Here is a 16100-nt window from a genome sequence, read left to right as displayed (position 1 = left end):
AAATGATTATTTGCCACAAGGAAAGCGACCAGCAAGGTAACGCAATGCGCTATCGGCTGCAGGTGTATTAGCATATTGCTGATTTTGCTTTGCCCAATTGACGTAATCGGCAATCACTGCATCAATCGGGGGTGCCGGTTGCTTTAGGCAGATAAACGGTTTGGCATTCGTTGGATGGCGGGTTACGAGGTAGGTATCGTAAATCGCAGTTGAGTAGCCAACACAAAAGGATCGAAATTCTGAGCTAGCAGGAAGCTGACAGTACTTCACGAGCTCTTGGGTACTTAAGGCTTTGTTTTCAGCCATGGCTGGGGTGCTTAAAAAAGATACACCTAATCCAAGTAATAGAAACAGTTTTTTCATTGTTAGTCCCTTAAAAAACATAATTTGCACCGAAAGGGTGCAAAATTTTGATCATATTGCCCCACTTCAAAACATAATACCGAAAATTCACTTACAAAAATAGGGGTATTAATGGATGCGATGAAATCTGGGGCCGATGTCCTTTTCATTTTGATGGGCGCAATTATGGTTTTGGCAATGCATGCGGGGTTTGCATTTTTGGAACTTGGAACTGTGCGTAAGAAAAATCAAGTCAATGCACTGATCAAAATCCTTATTGATTTTTCGATCTCCACCATTGCTTATTTTTTTATTGGCTACAGCATTGCTTACGGAGTCAACTTTTTTTCAAGTGCAGAGTTACTCTCTCAAAAAAGCGGCTTTGAGCTTGTAAAGTTTTTCTTCTTATTAACTTTTGCCGCAGCGATTCCAGCAATTATTTCTGGCGGCATTGCCGAGCGTGCCAAGTTTAATCCGCAATTGATTGCTACCTTTGTGATTGTTGGTTTTATATATCCTTTCTTTGAGGGCATTGTTTGGAACCAACATTATGGAATACAAGGTTGGATTAAAAATCTCACAGGTGATGAGTTTCATGATTTTGCCGGCTCGATTGTGGTTCATGCAGTTGGTGGTTGGCTCGCTTTACCAGCAGTCATTTTGCTGGGTGCTCGACGTGGGCGATATTCTAAGGAAGGTCAAATTGCAGCGCATCCACCTTCAAGCATCCCATTCTTAGCTCTTGGGGCATGGATTTTGACAGTGGGATGGTTTGGGTTTAACGTCATGAGCGCACAGACGATTGATAAGGTCAGTGGTTTAGTTGCTCTTAATTCTCTAATGGCTATGGTTGGTGGAACCATTGCAGCGTGGTTTGTAGGGCGCAATGATCCAGGGTTCTCTTATAACGGGCCTTTAGCTGGTTTAGTGGCAGTGTGTGCTGGCTCCGATTTGATGCATCCTCTAGGGGCACTTATCGTGGGATTAGTTGCGGGCGCTTTATTTGTCTATATGTTTACCAAAGTACAGAATCGTTGGAAGATCGACGACGTGCTTGGTGTTTGGCCATTACACGGCTTATGCGGTTTGTGGGGCGGTATCGCTGCAGGTATATTTGGTCTCACAGCCTTAGGTGGACTTGGCGGAGTCAATGTTATTGCTCAGTTAATCGGTAGCTTATTAGGGGTAGCGGTTGCTCTAATCGGCGGTTTTATAGTTTATGGAATTCTTAAAGCATCGGTTGGGATTCGAATGTCTCAAGAGGATGAATTTGATGGGGCCGATCTTAGTATTCATAAAATTTCCGCCACTCCAGATCGGGAGTCAAACTGGTAATTTGGCCTCACTATAATGAAAGCATGGCGATATATGAATTGGATGGTATTTCCCCGGAGTTAGCAGAAGGGGCATGGGTTGCAGACTCGGCTGAGGTCATTGGCCGAGTTCATCTTGGAAAAAATGCCAATGTCTGGCCGCGCGTGGTGATCCGGGGCGATAACGAGCCGATTCGGATTGGAGCTGGTACCAATATTCAAGATTCTGCGGTTTTGCACTCTGACTATGGTTGGCCACTCACCTTAGGTGAGAATGTATCCATTGGTCATCAGGCGATGGTGCATGGCTGCACGATTGGTGATGGTAGTCTCATTGGAATTAATGCCATCGTCCTCAATGGCGCCAAGATTGGTAAAAATTGCTTAGTCGGTGCGGGAGCCTTAGTTACCGAAGGCAAAGAATTTCCAGATGGCTCTCTGATTATTGGAACGCCAGCGAAAGCGGTGAAAACGCTGAGTCCGGAGCAGATTGCTGAGATGAATCGCATCTCCTCACATTACGTCGAGAACGCTGCCCGTTATCGCAAAACCCTCAAGAAAATTTCCTAGGTTTTCATTGCTGCACGTTCTTAACGTCATCATTCCCATCTTCGCCTTAATTTTGGCGGGATACATTTGTGGCAAAACCGGTAAGTTAAGTCCAAACGCATCAACCGAAATCAATCGCTTTGTGGTGTGGCTCGCACTGCCAGCCCAAATGTTTGACTTCACTGCCCATAGTAACTGGCAGGAGTTATGGCAACCAGGGTTCATTATTGCGTTTAGCTCGGGCGCCATTTTGGTTTATTTGGCCCTCTTAATTTATTATCGGATTCAAACTAAAGATTGGACCGTTGCTAGTTTTCAAAGCTTGAGTGGTTCGTATGCGAACACTGGTTACATGGGCATTCCGCTGCTACTCCTCGCATTTGGTGAAAGCGGCCTCGGGCCTGCCGTGATTGCCACCTTGATTGTGGTGTGCGCACTGTTTGCAGTAGCGATTATCTTTATTGAGCTCGGGGTGCATGCTAAAAAGCCGTTTGGTGAAATTATTCAAACGGTTGGAAAATCCTTAGCCACCAATCCTTTATTGGTTGCCCCATTTTGTGGAGCGCTATGGGCGACTACCGGCTTAGAGCTTTATGCACCTCTGCGCCAGTTTGTCAGTTTTTTAGGGGCTGCAGCTAGCCCCTGTGCCTTAGTATCGATTGGATTATTTTTGGTTCAAAAAACTGCTGCGCCCGCAAAGACCACTTGGAGCCTTGTGTTTGTAAAACTGATCTTGCAGCCATTCGTCGTTTGGGTGGTAGCTGATCCTATCTTGGGATTACCGACATTTTGGGTTTATGCGGCAGTATTAGTCAGCGCTTTGCCAACGGGTACGGGCCCATTCATGTTGGCTCAGTATTACCGAGCCGATGGTTCTTTGATCTCGCGGGTCGTACTCATTACTACCCTTGGTTCTTTATTTACCCTATCAATCCTAGTGTGGTGGATGACGCCTAGCTAGGCTCTGGATTTTTTCCTTCCGCATCAATTTGATGTTCCCAAGAGGCATTCAAAAATGCGGGGAGTTGCATGCAGTTATACGTAATACGCTGCAAAGTTGGATAGTTACTAAAACTTATCTTGGCATCATATGCATTAAACACTTGCGGAACTAAAAATGCATCAGCCATACCTGGCTGATCGCCATAGCAGAATTGACCAACGCGTGGATCATTCGAAAGACGTTTTTCTAGAGCAATGAGACCCTTTTCAAGCCAATGGTTGTACCAACCCAAGCGGGCTTCATCGCTAACCCCAAGTTTGCCAACGAGATAGCGCAGAACTCGAAGATTATTCAGTGGATGAATATCAGCGGCGATATCCTGTGCCAAACCTCGTACCCAGGCTCGATCTTCGACCCTAGTTGGCAACAAAGTTGGAGTGGGGTACTTTTCTTCGAGAAATTCTATGATTGCTGCTGATTGATGCAAGGTAAGGCCTGCATCGATATACAGTGGCACTAAGCCATTTGGGTTCAATACTTGATAAACATCTTTGAGCTGTTCTCCGCCGCCCTTGCGAAGGTGGACTGGAATCACATCATATTCAATCCCTTTTAGATTGAGTGCAATCCGCACCCGAAAGGCGGCAGAGCTGCGCCAGAAGCTATACAGAGTTGGTTTCATCAGAACGATGCTACCGCACCATCACTTCTTGGATCCCAGCCACCCTTGAGGATGCCCGATGGCTCACGAATAATGCAACCCGCGTGTCCCACCGTTTCGTCAAGCTCAGCCAGGATCTCAATGTCATGCCCCATGTCGCGAAGCTGTTGAACTAGTGCCGGATCAAAACGAGATTCCAATTTCAGCGTATCACTGGTTTGTCCCCAAGTGCGTCCTAATAGCCAGCGAGGACGGCTAATCGCATCTTGTGGATCAAGCCCATAGATGGCAGTTCGGGTAAATACTGCGCACTGGGTTTGTGGTTGGCCATCACCTCCCATGGTTCCGTAAACCATAGACCGACCATCTCTAAATAATGCTAGGGCAGGATTCAAAGTATGAAATGGTTTGCGGTAAGGCTCTAGGGCATTGAGCGCTTTAGGGTCTAGTGAAAAGCTGCAACCACGGTTTTGCCAGTTAATGCCTGTTTTCGGTAAAACAATTCCGGAGCCAAACTCATGATAAATACTTTGGATAAACGAAACGCAACGGCCCTCACCATCAATCACGCCCATCCAAATCGTGTCCGCAGGCCCTCTACCGGCACCCCAGGGTAGGGCGCGTTGACGATCGACTTTGTTGGCGAGTGTTTTTAAAAAGCTAGGCGATAAAAATTCTTGAGCATGCTTTTGCATATATGCAGGATCCGTAATGTGTTGATCACGAATCTTGAAGGCTTGTTTAGTGGCCTCTACACAGTGATGTACATACTCTGGACTATCGACTGCAAATTGTTTGAGTTTGAGTTGATCCAAAATACCCAGAATCATCAGCGATACCACCCCTTGAGTTGGGGGCGTCATGTTGTATACATCTGCCAAACTATGAGCTAGGTGCAAGGGGTTGATCAATTTTGCATGGTGGCGTTGTAGATCATCGAGGCGCAGTGGACTACCCAATTGTTTGAGTTCTTTTGCAATCAACTCAGCGAGTTCACCGCGGTAATAATCATTCGTACCTTTTTTGGCGATCTGACGCAAAGTATTTGCAAGGCGCTTTTGATAAAACACACTGCCAGTTGCTGGAGACTTACCTTTTACTAAAAACGTCTCTGAGAATCCAGGTTGCGGACTAAGCTCAAGCCGTTTTTTCTCAGTGAGGGCAGACTGACTATGCGTTACTGGAACACCATGCTCGGCGTAGTGAATCGCATCTTCGAGCAATCGAGATAAGGGTAATCTGCCGCCTAAACTCTTTTTAGAGAGTTCAAAAGCCGCCCCCCATCCTGAAATGGTGCCTGCAACCGTATTGGCTGCAACAGGCCCACGAAATGGAATTGCACCTTTGATTCCGTGCTCCTGATACCACGAGCGAGTTGCTAATCCAGCGGCGCCTCCGCAAGCATCAATGCCTCCCATGGCCTTACCAGGCGCATGAATTACCCAAAAAGAATCTCCGCCAATCGAATTCATATGCGGATAAACCACTGCAATGGTGGCGGCTGCCGAAATCATGGCCTCTAAAGCATTGCCGCCCTCCCTAAGAACTGCAAGCGCTGATTGAGAAGCGAGTGAGTGAGGCGCAACGGCCATTCCACGGATACCCCATTTTGGTTGCATAGCAATACTTTCCTTTGAACTAAAACGAGGAATAGATTCCCCAAATTAAAGAATTAACGCACTACTTTAGGGAATAGGTCTAGTGCACACCTAATTTTTCTCGATACATTTTACTTTGCAAGAAATTACTAAATTCTGGTGTCTTGCTTGAATTAAGTACTTCATGTCATCGCAACACATTATTTGGAATTTTATAACTAAGGAGAAAATAAATGAGTTCAAGCCGTCGTAAGTTTTTAACCAAAAGTTTAGGTGCCGGTGTTGCTGGCGCCGCACTTGCTGCGCCTGCAATTGTAAAGGCTCAGTCTGCACAAACCTTTAATTGGAAGATGACCAGCGCCTATCCAAAAGGCGCACCCTTTTATATGGATGGTCCAGGTAGCGCTACTGATTTAGCGAAGCGCATTCTGGAAATGTCTGGTGGTCGTTTACGTATTCAGGTATTCGGTGCAGGCGAGCTGATCCCAGCGTTTGAGGGTTTTGATGCAGTGCGTGCGGGTACAGTTGAGATGAATCACGCAAATGCTTATTTCTGGACTGGTAAAACAGCAGCTGCCCAATATTTCACGGCAGTGCCATTTGGTCTTAACTTTCAGGGTATGAATGGCTGGCTCTATGACGGCGGTGGCAATGACCTGTGGAACGAAGTCTATGCACCGTTTGGAATGGTGGCCATGGCTTGCGGTAATACTGGCGTTCAAATGACGGGTTGGTTTAAGAAAAAAATTAATTCTGTAGCCGATCTCAAGGGTTTGAAGATGCGTATTCCTGGATTAGCTGGCAAAGTCTATGCCAAATTAGGTGTTGATGTGAAGGTGCTACCCGCCGGTGAAATCTTCCCCGCACTTGAGCGCGGCGTAATTGATGCTGCTGAATTTGTAGGACCATTCCAAGATCGTCGCTTAGGTTTGCAAAAAGCCGCCAAGTTTTACTACACCACTGGCTGGCATGAGCCCGCAACTACGTCTGAGCTACTCATCAATAAAGCAGCTTGGATGAAGCTACCAAAAGATCTGCAGGAAGTTGTTACCAATGCTGCAGCGGCCTGTAATGTGATTGGTGAAGCATGGTGTCAGAAAAATAACGCAGACGCTATGGAGGATTTGGTTAAGAAGCAAGGTGTTCAAGCCTTGCAATTACCAGACTCTGTAGTCAAAGCAATGCGTGATGAAACCATGAAGATTCTGAACGAGGAAGCTGCAAAGGATCCGATGACCAAGAAGGTTCATGACTCCTATTTTGCCTACAAGAAAAAATATGATGCCTGGGCAGTCTATAGTGAAGCAGCCTATCACAGCAAGGTTCGTGGTTAATTAACAAATCGGGAGATTCAGTGCAAAAAGCATCGGCAGTAATTGCGTCGCGCATTGAGGCCTTGATTGATCTATTTGGCAAGGTGGCCTCTTGGCTCACCTTGTCAATTGTTCTATTGATCGTTATCAATGTGGTCTTACGTTATTCAATGAGTCTTGGAAGTGTTTGGGCTCAGGAATTGGAGTGGCATCTATTAGCGGCCATGATTTTGTTTGGTATGAGTTATGCCCTATTGCGTGGTGAGAACGTTCGGGTTGATTTGTTCTATGCAAATTATTCCCCCCAAAAGAAATACATTGTCGACCTGGTTTCAGCAATACTGACAGTACTGATCGCTTTGATCTTTATTAAAGTATCAATTAATTACGTCGGACAATCGTTCTCAATTGGCGAGAAGTCGCCCGATCCTGGCGGTATACCAGCGCGTTGGGTAGTTAAAGGCCTGATACCAGTTGGCTTTGCCTTACTTGCACTTCAGGGAGCAGCAGAAGCAATACGGGTTTATCTCAACCGTCCTGGAAATAAGGGGGCGGATCATGTTTAACCCCGAGATCATTGCATTTTTGATGTTGGGCGGGTTTTTTGTCATGCTCATGATTGGCATACCCGTTGCGATCTCACTGGCAACTGTTGGATTCGTATTTGGCTTTATTGGCTTTGGTGACACGCTTTTTAATTTGTTGCCAGCCCGCGTCTTTGGGGTGGTTGGTGGCTATCAATGGCTTGCGATTCCGCTCTTTATCTTTATGGGCATCATGTTAGAGAAATCAAGGCTTGCCGATGATTTGCTCGATGTGATTGGTCATTTAGCAGGGGGTGTGAAAGGAGGTATGGCCGTTGGCATCGTTCTCTTTGGCGCCTTAATGGGTGCGACCACCGGAATTGTGGGTGCAACCATTATTACCTTGGGACTCTTAACACTGCCAACCTTACTCAAACGAGGTTATGACAAAGGGATTGCGTGCGGCACAATTTGCGCATCTGGAACCTTAGGTCAAATTATTCCTCCCAGTCTGATCTTGATCTTGCTCTCTGATATCTTGCAATTATCAGTTGGCACTTTGTTTGCAGCGGCAGTGATGCCGGGTTTATTGCTTACAACAGTATATGTGGTTTATTTATTGATTCGAGGATGGCTACAACCTGAACTGATGCCGCCCATCCCGATCGAGGAGCGTAGTAAGGTCTCGGGTAAAGAGCTTTGGATTCGGTTTTGGAAAGTGGTTGTACCACCCATTATGTTGGTGGTCGCCGTCTTGGGATCGATTGTGGGCGGTGTTGCCGCGCCTACTGAAGCAGCTGCAATGGGTTCATTTGGCGCTATCTTGGTGACCGCGTTTTCGGGTCGTCTGACCTGGGAGCGTTTAAAGGCTACGATGATTGATACCACCAAAATCAGCGCTCTGATGATGTTCATCTTGATTTGTGCCCAGGTATTTTCATTGGCCTTTAGAGGGCTCAATGGTGAGGAGCTGATTGCCAAGCTATTTAATGCAGTGCCCGGTGGACTTAATAGTGATATTTGGCTTATGTTGCTTCTTATTTTCGTGCTGGGATTTTTCTTGGAATGGATTGAGATTAGCTATATTGCCGTTCCACTCTTTATGCCTATTTTGTTATCCCAAGGTGCAGATCCAGTTTGGGTTGCCATGATGGTCACGGTTTGCTTGCAATCCTCATTCTTGACTCCACCATTTGGTTGGGCTCTCTTTTATCTCAAAGGAGTTGCTCCGCCAGAAGTATTAATTAAGCATCTTTACAAGGGCGTTGTACCATTCATCGTTATGCAGGGCGTGACACTATACTTAGTGTTCCAGTTCCCTCAAATCTCGCTATGGTTGCCTAAGTTAATTGGATGGTAAAAAAGTAATTAGTATTGAATCACTCTCGTACTCGGGCCCTGTGCCCGAGCGAGGGCTTTGTACTGACTGCGGGATTTCTAGATCTTCAGATCCCAAACGCTGTGGTCGAGCTTGCCAGTTTATTGACCCCCAATACGAGTCTCTTGAGCAATCAATCCACGGAAAAGCCCGAGCATTAGAAGGGGATCAACTCTTCTTTGGGGTTTATCGCAAGATGTACCGAGCCAGTATGCGTGAGCCGCTCGTGGGTGCCCAGTGGACCGGAATTACCACCTCGATTGCTAGCCAACTTCTCAATAACAATTTAGTAGATGCCGTATTAACGATGGCGCCAGATCCAGATGATCGTTGGCGACCCATGCCTGTCTTGATCACCGATCCTCAAGAGCTTCATCAAGCACGCGGGATGCGGATGGGCTACGCTCCGCTCCTGGCTCTCCTAGATATTGCAAAAGAGAGAAATTACCAACGGCTTGGAGTGATTGGCATTCCTTGCCAGGTTTATGCATTACGAGCTTTAGAAAAAGAGTTGGATCTAAAAAAACTCTATGTGATTGGTACGCCGTGCTCGGATAACACCAGTACCAAGAACTTTCATGAGTTTTTGCAACTGATTGATGAGAGTCCAGAAAAGATTACCTATTTAGAGTTTAGGGCCGACTACCATGTAGAAGTTCGTTATCAAGACGGAAAACAACGAACAATCCCATTTTTGATGCTGCCATTATCAAAACTTAGACCCGATTTTTTCCCATTGACGTGCAGAACTTGCGTGGATTACACCAATGCTCTCTCCGATATCACGGTTGGCTATATGGGTGGCTCTGGCGAGCAATGGTTAATTGTGCGCAATCAACAGGGAGAGGAGCTACTGAATCTATTAGGTAATCAAATCAAACTAAGCGAACCAGAGAGTGCTGGTAATCGTGTGGGTCCAGTGAAAGGATTTATGAAAAACGTGGAGTTAGCTGCTGGTGGTTTACCACTGCGTCAGATGCCCAATTGGTTACGACCGATCGTCGGGTGGCTCATGCCAAAGATTGGACCCAGGGGATTAGAGTTTGCAAGAGCGCGAGTTGAGATGAAAGCCATTGAAACGGTATTGCATCTTCGCAGAGAGCTACCAAAGAAGATGAAAAACATGGTGCCCAATCATGTTTGGCAACTAGTCAAACCTTACGGGCTAGTTGCAAATACCAGTGAAATCAAAGATGAAGTGAAGGTACAGCTAAAGAGAAATAACAAACAGAGCAATGATTAAGAGATTCAGGATGCCGAAAATAATGAAGACGGGTTTATAAATATATTTACGCTTAACCGCTTCATCCCGCTCTCGTTGTGTTTTTGGATCCATAGCAGATTATTTTTTTGGTTTTGCTGAAAAAGCACCAAATAAAATTAAGACGGCAATCACAATACCAATGAGGTCTTTATCCCGTATATACATGTAAAACCCTAAACCAAGGGCAATAAACCCAAAGATCATCCACCACGTTCTAGAAATCATCGATATACCTTACCAATAAACGATCCAAAAACAAAGCCCCCAGACAGGCTGAGGGCAGAATTTGGTGGCGAATCAGGGATTTGAACCCCGGACCTGCGGATTATGATTCCGTCGCTCTAACCAGCTGAGCTAATTCGCCGAACTGAGAATTGTAGCAAATTGACTGTGGTGCTGTGTGAATGTGACGACTGTGGCTAACTCTGTCAAATAGTTCAAACCGTTGTGGCTACGGGATGCCCTAACTAAAATATTGTCGTTTAAAAAGACAATGCCTCGGTATCTCTAAAGCCATAAATTAATTGATCAAATCAAAACCCATTATTTTTAGTGGTTATTGAAAATTTTCAGATCCACTTAGAATGTAAGCATGCGCTTTAAATTCAATCGATCTTTTTTGATAGCTTTCTTGTTCTTGGGAATTTTTCTCAAGTGCATGTCTCCGTTCTTACATGCGCATATCGCTGGAGATAACGATTCAGGATTTCATATGTCGGGTTTGAGTTCTTTTGATAGTGCGCGACTCTTAGATGATGGCAGTCCTGAGCCAACCCCGGATTCATATGCAGTGACTGTTCCAGATGCGCGTAAGCATTTTCTCGACACCACTTTTGTGGTTGCTTTTGTTGCAGTCGTCCTTTTAGTCTTAAAAGATCGACCCTTTATTCGGCGCGTTTCGTTTGCCAAGACCTTATTGGTCCCGTTTTCATTTCTTAACCCCAAGTTTCCACCCCCGGCCTTAGCGCCACCCCAACGCCACTTCATCTAAGCGCTTACCGCGTTAGGTAAGCCAATGGTTGGTGGCAATCCCTAAAAAGTACATTTCATTGCTTTAAACCCTTAGCGGGTTGTTCGCCTCCATTCTGGGCGGTTTCTCACGAAACCAAGTTCTGCACCTAATAGGGTGCGAAATCGGTATGGGGATGTTTATGTATTACCAAGATAGCGTTGGCATTTATGTGCCACAAAAACCAGTCACGCACCGTAATGATGAATTTGTTGAAGATCAGTTTGCCCATTTATTTGAAATGCAATCCAAGCATTTTTGGTATCTAGGGCGCCATCGTTTTTTATTAGAGTCATTAAAGCGTCATCAAGCATCAGAAAACTTCTCAGCCATTGATTTGGGTGGGGGATGTGGCGGCTGGGTGCAATACCTTACTCAAACAATCCCTAATCGATTAACCGATTTGGCGCTGGCGGATTCCTCCCGGGTAGCGCTCCTCAATGCCAAAGGGGTATTAGATGAGGATGTGGACCTGTATCACGTTGATCTCATGGATTTACAAATGCAGGAGCAGTGGGATACCGCTTACTTATTGGATGTAATTGAGCATTGTCCGGATGATGTCACCGTGATGCGGGAGGCAGCCAAAGCCGTGAAGCCGGGTGGCAAGCTATTTGTGGCGACCCCAGCGCTTGACTTCTTTTGGTCATACAACGATGAGTTCGTAAAGCACGTGCGTCGCTACGACAAACGAAAGTATCAGGAGCTCGCAAAGAGTAGCGGACTAATCCTTAAAGATGCGCGCTACTTTATGTTCTTGCTTAGTCCGCTGTACTGGCTATCGCGCAAAACCCGCCCCAAAGAGCTTAATGAGGAGCAAATGGCAAAACTCTATAAAGAAGAGTACAAGACGCCTCATCCCATTATTAATAATGCCCTTAAAGCTGTGTTTTATGCAGAAACGCCATTGGGTCACCACTTATCGTTTCCGTGGGGGACATCGATATTGGGGGTGTTTGAGAAAAATTAATTTTTTTCAAAGATGAGAAATAAACCATTTAAAACATATCGTCCTTTTAAAAGACAACTCATGCGCACTAGCGCACATTTCTCAAGCTCTACATCAGTTTGCGTATAATGAACATTCTTTCGTGGCCTGGTAGCTCAGTCGGTAGAGCAGAGGACTACCAATCCGTTTGACGGAAATCCCACTGTAATTTCAAGTATCTAAATACACCAAAAACGTGGTGTGTTACAAAGCGTCTTTTTAAAGGACAAATTTGTGGCAAATAAAAAGTATCTATTTGGTATTTGACACCATTAGAGAATCCAAAAATTTTTAGCACATGAGCACGAGCTATATAGGTTGATTTTTCCAATTCAGCAAAAGGTATTTTCCAAAAATAAGTACCAAATGAATTAAAACAATCGAGAGATAAAATTCACCAATAAATTCGTGGCTATTTTCAGAGAATTTAATAAACCATTTCCCGCCAAATTCCTCATAAGTCATGATTCCGAACAAAACAAGTGGGATGGATAAAAGGTACATTAGAAATACCAAAATCCCCATACCGGAGCCATACCAAATTTGCCATTTGCAAAGACGCTCAAGTTTTAGATCCTTCAGATCCTGCACAATCGTTTTAAAAAGATTGGCACGCATCCAAATTGTTTGAAATGCCATCGATGTTCTTAGAACTAAGCCAATCAAGAGTCGAAGGGAAAAGATAATCCCAAAACCATATCCTAAATACACATGAATCAATCGCCAGGATTCACTATCGGCGGTAAGGTATGCCCCAATAAAAGTGATGGCGCCTGCTAGGTGAAGGATTTGCTTGAGTGTCTTCATCGAATGGCCTTAGTCTGGGATCCGAACATCATCATCGTCAAATAGACCTTGCTCAGCCCGCTGATGGCAGGCGGCACAATTGGCAGGACTTTTCACGGAAGGCTTCATAAAGTCACTCGGTTTCACTTTGCGGTGTTTGCGTTCAAACCATGCCGATTTAGTAATGCGATTCTCAGGTGGCGATTCTTTAACCCGTTTATAGCTGCCCCCATATTGGGTTAGCCACTGATTGATTTGATGGTTGGATTTGGCATCGATTGAGGCATCCGTTCCATAGTGTTTGGAAAGGGTGGACATCAATTGCTCCCATGAGGATTTTGGGAGGAATGCGGGAGGGTAGGCTAAGTGGCACGAGCCACATTCGGTTTGATATACAGGAAGCGGTTGTGCTGGCTGCATATCCTTGCTACCGGCATTGGCATGCTTGCTAGCCAAAGCAATGGCGGCCAAGAGAACCAAGGTCAATAAAATTAGTCCAAAAAACTCTTTCATGTTGATCTCCTGACGGTGTTTTTTTTGAGCCATCTCACTTATCCATTTATTTGGTTAATGAAATTAAATAAGCCAGCACATTGGCTTTTTCTTGAGGGGCGCATTCCCTAGCAAGAACATCATTGCAGTTACGTCGAAACCACTTTTCAATCTTTGTGGTTTCCGTAAATGCTTCTGGATTACTACTAGGCGCTAAGGGTGGAATAGCTTTATTCGTGCTTGCATGTTTACCAGTGGAGATTGGAGGATTGCCGTGACATGAGGCACAAGACCATTCTTTGCCATGCGTTTGGGTGAAAAAAAGCTTTCCAGCAATCGGGTTTGCCGCCGCACCTGCTTTATCTGTCCAGTATTTCAGCTGTTCAGTGGGGCTAGTATCACCGGCAATGGCGGCATTTACCATGCCTATGCCAATAATCAAGATGAGGCTGAAGGAGTATTTCATTTGAGTCCTTTATTGTTTGGACCCCAGTATTCAATAGTGTTCCTAGACCCAGGCTGAAGGCGTTGTTCAGATTCCGTTCATCTTGCCGATCTACAATTTCCGTATGCGAAAACTCCCACAGTTTCTTCTGGTAATAGCACTCATCGTGATGCCGATGACAAGTTTTGCCGATTCAGATCATGAGCGAGCCAGAAAAGCCGTCCAATCCGGTCAAATCCTTCCCCTACAAGAAATCTTGCAAAAGGTTTCTAAAGATCATCCCGGTCAAGTGCTCGAAGTGGAGCTTGATCAGGAGAAGGGTGGCTGGGTTTACGAAATCAAGCAATTGACTTCGGCAGGCTCGATTGTGAAGTTAGAGGTGGATGCTAAAACTGGTCAGGTTTTAAAGCAAAAGATTAAGAAAGACTAAAAGGCCAATTGATGCGTTTACTCGTGGTTGAGGATGAGCCAACTCTACTTGAGCAATTAAAACTGGCGCTCCAAGAGCAAGGTTATGTGGTGGATACTGCCAGTAATGGTGAGGATGCGCTTCATTTTGGAAAAGAAGAAGCGATTGATGCGGCCATTTTGGACTTGGGCCTTCCCAAGCTTGATGGGATTTCGGTCTTAAAGGGATGGCGAGCTGTTAAGAAAACATTTCCAGTCATTATTCTGACCGCACGGGATAACTGGGGCGAGAAAGTAGCCGGAATTGATGCCGGAGCCGATGATTACCTCACAAAGCCATTTCATATGGAGGAGCTTTTAGCAAGGGTGCGAAGCGTTATTCGTCGCTCAACCGGTCACTCTTCTTCAGTAATTAGTATCCAAGGATTAACCTTAGATCTTGCTAGTAATCGAGTGAGTCTTGACGGCAATACCATCAATTTAACGAGTTATGAGTTGCGCTTGCTAAGTTACCTAATGCATCACCCTAATAAAGTGATTGATAAAACAACCCTGAGTGAACATCTTTACGCCTATGATGAAGACAAGGACTCCAATACGATTGAGGTCTTTATCGCGCGTTTGCGAAAAAAACTACCCGAAGGTTTGATCGAGACAGTCCGTGGCCTTGGGTATCGACTCAACGATCATGCTTAAGTCCCTGCGATTTCGGATCGCAGTCACCTCAACCTTAGCAATTCTTATCGCATTATTTGTTGCTAATCGGGTCATTACGGAGTTATTTACCCAATATGCCACAAAGCAGTTTGAACTCAATATAAAGAATCAATTTAATCAGTTAGCGAGTCTTGTCTCGATTGATTTGCGGTCTCAGCAGCCCCAGTTAGTATCGCCAGTGGGAGAGCCCAGATGGGCTAAGCCCCTATCTGGACTCTATTGGCAGATCAATGCATCAGATGGGACCGTGTTACGCTCGCGTTCCCTTTGGGACCAAACACTCGCCATCCGCGGCTCCAAAAATCAGTCTGATCAACCTTTTTTTTACGAAATCACTGGCGTTGGTCAGCATTCATTACTGGCTTACTCCAAAACCGTTTCCTTGGAGGATGCTCAGTCAACTCCATTTACGCTAACAGTAGCTGTCGATCGCTCACCGCTTGACGCTGAAATTACATTATTTTCAAGTGAAATTAGACGTTACTTATTCATTCTTGCGCTTGCGCTCCTCATGATATTAATCATGCAAATTACGATTGGATTACAGCCTCTTGAAGCATTAAAAAAAGCAATGATTCGATTAAAGAGTGGCAAAAGCTCAATGATTGAGGGTGAGTATCCTACCGAGTTCAATATTTTGGTGAAGGACTTCAATACTGTTTTGGAGCAAAATCAACAGATCATTGCTCGAGCAAGAGCGCAAGCTGGTAATTTGGCGCATGCTATTAAAACGCCGCTAGCTGTGATTCAAAACGCTGTCAACGACAACAATCTATCTAAAGAGGCCTTTAAGGAATTGGTTCTACAGCAGACACAATCAGCTAAAGAGCAGGTCGAGAGGAGTTTGGCGAAGACAAAAACGTTGGCGCTTAATCCTATCGTAACGACTCGAACTCCGATTTTAAGTACTATTCAATCAGTTGTTCGGGTGATGGATAAATTACATAGTGATAAGAGCCTACTTATAAAGATTGAATGTAGTGAGCCAAATTTAATTTTTAATGGCGAAGCTCATGATTTGCAGGAAATCATTGGCAATGTATTAGACAATGCTTGTAAATGGGCTAAATCAATCGTCAATATCCACATTTCAAACAAAGAAAATTTTGTGGAAATTTGTATTGAGGACGATGGGGTTGGTTTGAATCCTGCGAAATTTGATTTGGCTCTCAAAAGAGGAATGAAGCTTGATGAGATTACTCCAGGTTCTGGGTTGGGACTATCCATTGTGAGTGAGCTAGTTGAGCTCTATGGTGGCAAAGTAAGCTTGAATCAATCGTCTTTTGGGGGGCTGTCTATAACGCTCGTGTTACCAAGTGTACTTTCAATCAATTCGTGAATGCGTCGTTTTAAACGACACTTCCAAACTC

Annotated in this window: 19 protein-coding genes and 1 tRNA gene; 12 read left to right on the top strand and 8 right to left on the bottom strand. The window is 45.0% G+C overall.

What is annotated here, in order from left to right; all coding sequences use genetic code 11:
- Window positions 1-6 precede the first annotated feature (6 nt).
- Window positions 7-363, bottom strand: coding sequence for a Rap1a/Tai family immunity protein (locus QUE64_RS08035; RefSeq protein ID WP_108509406.1), 357 nt, complete (start codon window positions 361-363; stop codon window positions 7-9).
- A 111-nt stretch (window positions 364-474) separates the two neighbouring features.
- On the opposite strand from QUE64_RS08035, the gene QUE64_RS08030 reads away from it, so the two are divergent.
- From QUE64_RS08030 to QUE64_RS08020, 3 genes are read left to right on the top strand one after another with little or no spacing between them, the layout of a single operon-like run.
- On the top strand, window positions 475-1677 hold the full coding sequence (locus QUE64_RS08030; protein WP_286225247.1) for an ammonium transporter: 1203 nt from the start codon (window positions 475-477) through the stop codon (window positions 1675-1677).
- Window positions 1678-1700: 23 nt separating this feature from the next.
- Window positions 1701-2225, top strand: coding sequence for a gamma carbonic anhydrase family protein (locus tag QUE64_RS08025; RefSeq protein WP_286225246.1), 525 nt, complete (start codon window positions 1701-1703; stop codon window positions 2223-2225).
- A 7-nt stretch (window positions 2226-2232) separates the two neighbouring features.
- Entirely contained in the window at window positions 2233-3165 is a 933-nt protein-coding gene (locus QUE64_RS08020) for an AEC family transporter (RefSeq protein ID WP_286225245.1), read from the top strand.
- Here QUE64_RS08020 and maiA read toward each other — a convergent pair.
- Both maiA and QUE64_RS08010 read right to left on the bottom strand, forming a co-directional pair.
- Entirely contained in the window at window positions 3158-3829 is a 672-nt protein-coding gene (gene maiA, locus QUE64_RS08015) for a maleylacetoacetate isomerase (protein ID WP_286225244.1), read from the bottom strand. The two genes, QUE64_RS08020 and maiA, sit on opposite strands and share 8 nt — an antisense overlap.
- The gene (locus QUE64_RS08010) at window positions 3829-5427 is read right to left on the bottom strand and encodes a gamma-glutamyltransferase family protein (protein ID WP_286225243.1); all 1599 of its coding nucleotides are present in this window, start codon (window positions 5425-5427) and stop codon (window positions 3829-3831) included. The genes maiA and QUE64_RS08010 overlap by 1 nt, the downstream gene beginning before the upstream one ends.
- A 212-nt stretch (window positions 5428-5639) precedes the next feature.
- On the opposite strand from QUE64_RS08010, the gene QUE64_RS08005 reads away from it, so the two are divergent.
- Genes QUE64_RS08005 through QUE64_RS07990 form a run of 4 tightly spaced genes read left to right on the top strand, consistent with a single transcriptional unit; the run spans window position 5640 to window position 9864 of the window.
- Window positions 5640-6740, top strand: a complete 1101-nt coding sequence (locus QUE64_RS08005; protein ID WP_286225242.1) for a TRAP transporter substrate-binding protein — start codon at window positions 5640-5642, stop codon at window positions 6738-6740.
- Between the two features lie 20 nt (window positions 6741-6760).
- A complete protein-coding gene (locus QUE64_RS08000) occupies window positions 6761-7285 on the top strand; it encodes a TRAP transporter small permease subunit (protein ID WP_286225240.1) in 525 nt (174 codons plus the stop codon).
- Window positions 7278-8603 (top strand): TRAP transporter large permease, encoded by a 1326-nt coding sequence (locus QUE64_RS07995; RefSeq protein WP_286225238.1) that lies wholly within the window; start codon window positions 7278-7280, stop codon window positions 8601-8603. Before QUE64_RS08000 ends, QUE64_RS07995 begins: the two co-directional genes overlap by 8 nt.
- Entirely contained in the window at window positions 8593-9864 is a 1272-nt protein-coding gene (locus QUE64_RS07990; RefSeq protein WP_286225237.1) for a Coenzyme F420 hydrogenase/dehydrogenase, beta subunit C-terminal domain, read from the top strand. The genes QUE64_RS07995 and QUE64_RS07990 overlap by 11 nt, the downstream gene beginning before the upstream one ends.
- Window positions 9865-9963: 99 nt before the next feature.
- Here the strand turns inward: QUE64_RS07990 and QUE64_RS07985 are convergent, their stop codons facing one another.
- Both QUE64_RS07985 and QUE64_RS07980 read right to left on the bottom strand, forming a co-directional pair.
- Window positions 9964-10110 (bottom strand): hypothetical protein, encoded by a 147-nt coding sequence (locus QUE64_RS07985; protein WP_286225236.1) that lies wholly within the window; start codon window positions 10108-10110, stop codon window positions 9964-9966.
- 62 nt (window positions 10111-10172) lie between these two features.
- Window positions 10173-10249: transfer RNA gene (locus QUE64_RS07980), tRNA-Met, on the bottom strand.
- Between the two features lie 294 nt (window positions 10250-10543).
- On the opposite strand from QUE64_RS07980, the gene QUE64_RS07975 reads away from it, so the two are divergent.
- A complete protein-coding gene (locus tag QUE64_RS07975) occupies window positions 10544-10876 on the top strand; it encodes a hypothetical protein (RefSeq protein WP_286225235.1) in 333 nt (110 codons plus the stop codon).
- Between the two features lie 160 nt (window positions 10877-11036).
- Window positions 11037-11864, top strand: a complete 828-nt coding sequence (locus tag QUE64_RS07970) for a class I SAM-dependent methyltransferase (protein WP_286225234.1) — start codon at window positions 11037-11039, stop codon at window positions 11862-11864.
- Between the two features lie 327 nt (window positions 11865-12191).
- On the opposite strand, the gene QUE64_RS07965 is transcribed toward QUE64_RS07970, so the two are convergent.
- Genes QUE64_RS07965 through QUE64_RS07955 form a run of 3 tightly spaced genes read right to left on the bottom strand, consistent with a single transcriptional unit; the run spans window position 12192 to window position 13626 of the window.
- The gene (locus tag QUE64_RS07965; protein ID WP_286225233.1) at window positions 12192-12689 is read right to left on the bottom strand and encodes a hypothetical protein; all 498 of its coding nucleotides are present in this window, start codon (window positions 12687-12689) and stop codon (window positions 12192-12194) included.
- A 9-nt stretch (window positions 12690-12698) separates the two neighbouring features.
- Entirely contained in the window at window positions 12699-13181 is a 483-nt protein-coding gene (locus QUE64_RS07960) for a diheme cytochrome c (protein WP_286225232.1), read from the bottom strand.
- A gap of 46 nt (window positions 13182-13227) precedes the next feature.
- Complete coding sequence (locus QUE64_RS07955) at window positions 13228-13626, bottom strand: DUF1924 domain-containing protein (RefSeq protein WP_286225231.1); 399 nt, start codon at window positions 13624-13626, stop codon at window positions 13228-13230.
- A gap of 103 nt (window positions 13627-13729) precedes the next feature.
- On the opposite strand from QUE64_RS07955, the gene QUE64_RS07950 reads away from it, so the two are divergent.
- From QUE64_RS07950 to QUE64_RS07940, 3 genes are all read left to right on the top strand, one after another.
- Window positions 13730-14035 carry a PepSY domain-containing protein gene (locus QUE64_RS07950; RefSeq protein WP_286225230.1) on the top strand — a complete coding sequence of 102 codons (306 nt, stop codon included), beginning with the start codon at window positions 13730-13732 and terminating at the stop codon, window positions 14033-14035.
- An 11-nt stretch (window positions 14036-14046) separates the two neighbouring features.
- Window positions 14047-14709 carry a response regulator transcription factor gene (locus QUE64_RS07945; protein WP_286225229.1) on the top strand — a complete coding sequence of 221 codons (663 nt, stop codon included), beginning with the start codon at window positions 14047-14049 and terminating at the stop codon, window positions 14707-14709.
- Between the two features lie 268 nt (window positions 14710-14977).
- The gene (locus QUE64_RS07940; RefSeq protein ID WP_286225228.1) at window positions 14978-16069 is read left to right on the top strand and encodes a sensor histidine kinase; all 1092 of its coding nucleotides are present in this window, start codon (window positions 14978-14980) and stop codon (window positions 16067-16069) included.
- Window positions 16070-16100: the final 31 nt, after the last annotated feature.

The sequence above is a fragment of the Polynucleobacter sp. HIN7 genome, assembly GCF_030297595.1.
In the GTDB taxonomy this organism is placed as follows: domain Bacteria; phylum Pseudomonadota; class Gammaproteobacteria; order Burkholderiales; family Burkholderiaceae; genus Polynucleobacter.
The sequence above is the reverse complement of the archived record's forward strand: the minus strand, read 5'-3'. Positions and strand labels throughout refer to the sequence as shown.

Bases quoted from the DNA above. Each gene is read 5' to 3' on its own strand.
- maiA (WP_286225244.1), bottom strand. From the start codon at position 3,829: ATGAAACCAACTCTGTATAGCTTCTGGCGCAGCTCTGCCGCCTTTCGG.
- QUE64_RS07985 (WP_286225236.1), bottom strand. From the start codon at position 10,110: ATGATTTCTAGAACGTGGTGGATGATCTTTGGGTTTATTGCCCTTGGT.
- QUE64_RS08005 (WP_286225242.1), top strand. From the start codon at position 5,640: ATGAGTTCAAGCCGTCGTAAGTTTTTAACCAAAAGTTTAGGTGCCGGT.
- QUE64_RS07995 (WP_286225238.1), top strand. From the start codon at position 7,278: ATGTTTAACCCCGAGATCATTGCATTTTTGATGTTGGGCGGGTTTTTT.
- QUE64_RS07960 (WP_286225232.1), bottom strand. From the start codon at position 13,181: ATGAAAGAGTTTTTTGGACTAATTTTATTGACCTTGGTTCTCTTGGCC.
- QUE64_RS07975 (WP_286225235.1), top strand. From the start codon at position 10,544: ATGTCTCCGTTCTTACATGCGCATATCGCTGGAGATAACGATTCAGGA.
- QUE64_RS08010 (WP_286225243.1), bottom strand. From the start codon at position 5,427: ATGCAACCAAAATGGGGTATCCGTGGAATGGCCGTTGCGCCTCACTCA.
- QUE64_RS08030 (WP_286225247.1), top strand. From the start codon at position 475: ATGGATGCGATGAAATCTGGGGCCGATGTCCTTTTCATTTTGATGGGC.
- QUE64_RS07945 (WP_286225229.1), top strand. From the start codon at position 14,047: ATGCGTTTACTCGTGGTTGAGGATGAGCCAACTCTACTTGAGCAATTA.
- QUE64_RS07965 (WP_286225233.1), bottom strand. From the start codon at position 12,689: ATGAAGACACTCAAGCAAATCCTTCACCTAGCAGGCGCCATCACTTTT.
- QUE64_RS07970 (WP_286225234.1), top strand. From the start codon at position 11,037: ATGTATTACCAAGATAGCGTTGGCATTTATGTGCCACAAAAACCAGTC.
- QUE64_RS08025 (WP_286225246.1), top strand. From the start codon at position 1,701: ATGGCGATATATGAATTGGATGGTATTTCCCCGGAGTTAGCAGAAGGG.
- QUE64_RS07950 (WP_286225230.1), top strand. From the start codon at position 13,730: ATGCGAAAACTCCCACAGTTTCTTCTGGTAATAGCACTCATCGTGATG.
- QUE64_RS07955 (WP_286225231.1), bottom strand. From the start codon at position 13,626: ATGAAATACTCCTTCAGCCTCATCTTGATTATTGGCATAGGCATGGTA.
- QUE64_RS08035 (WP_108509406.1), bottom strand. From the start codon at position 363: ATGAAAAAACTGTTTCTATTACTTGGATTAGGTGTATCTTTTTTAAGC.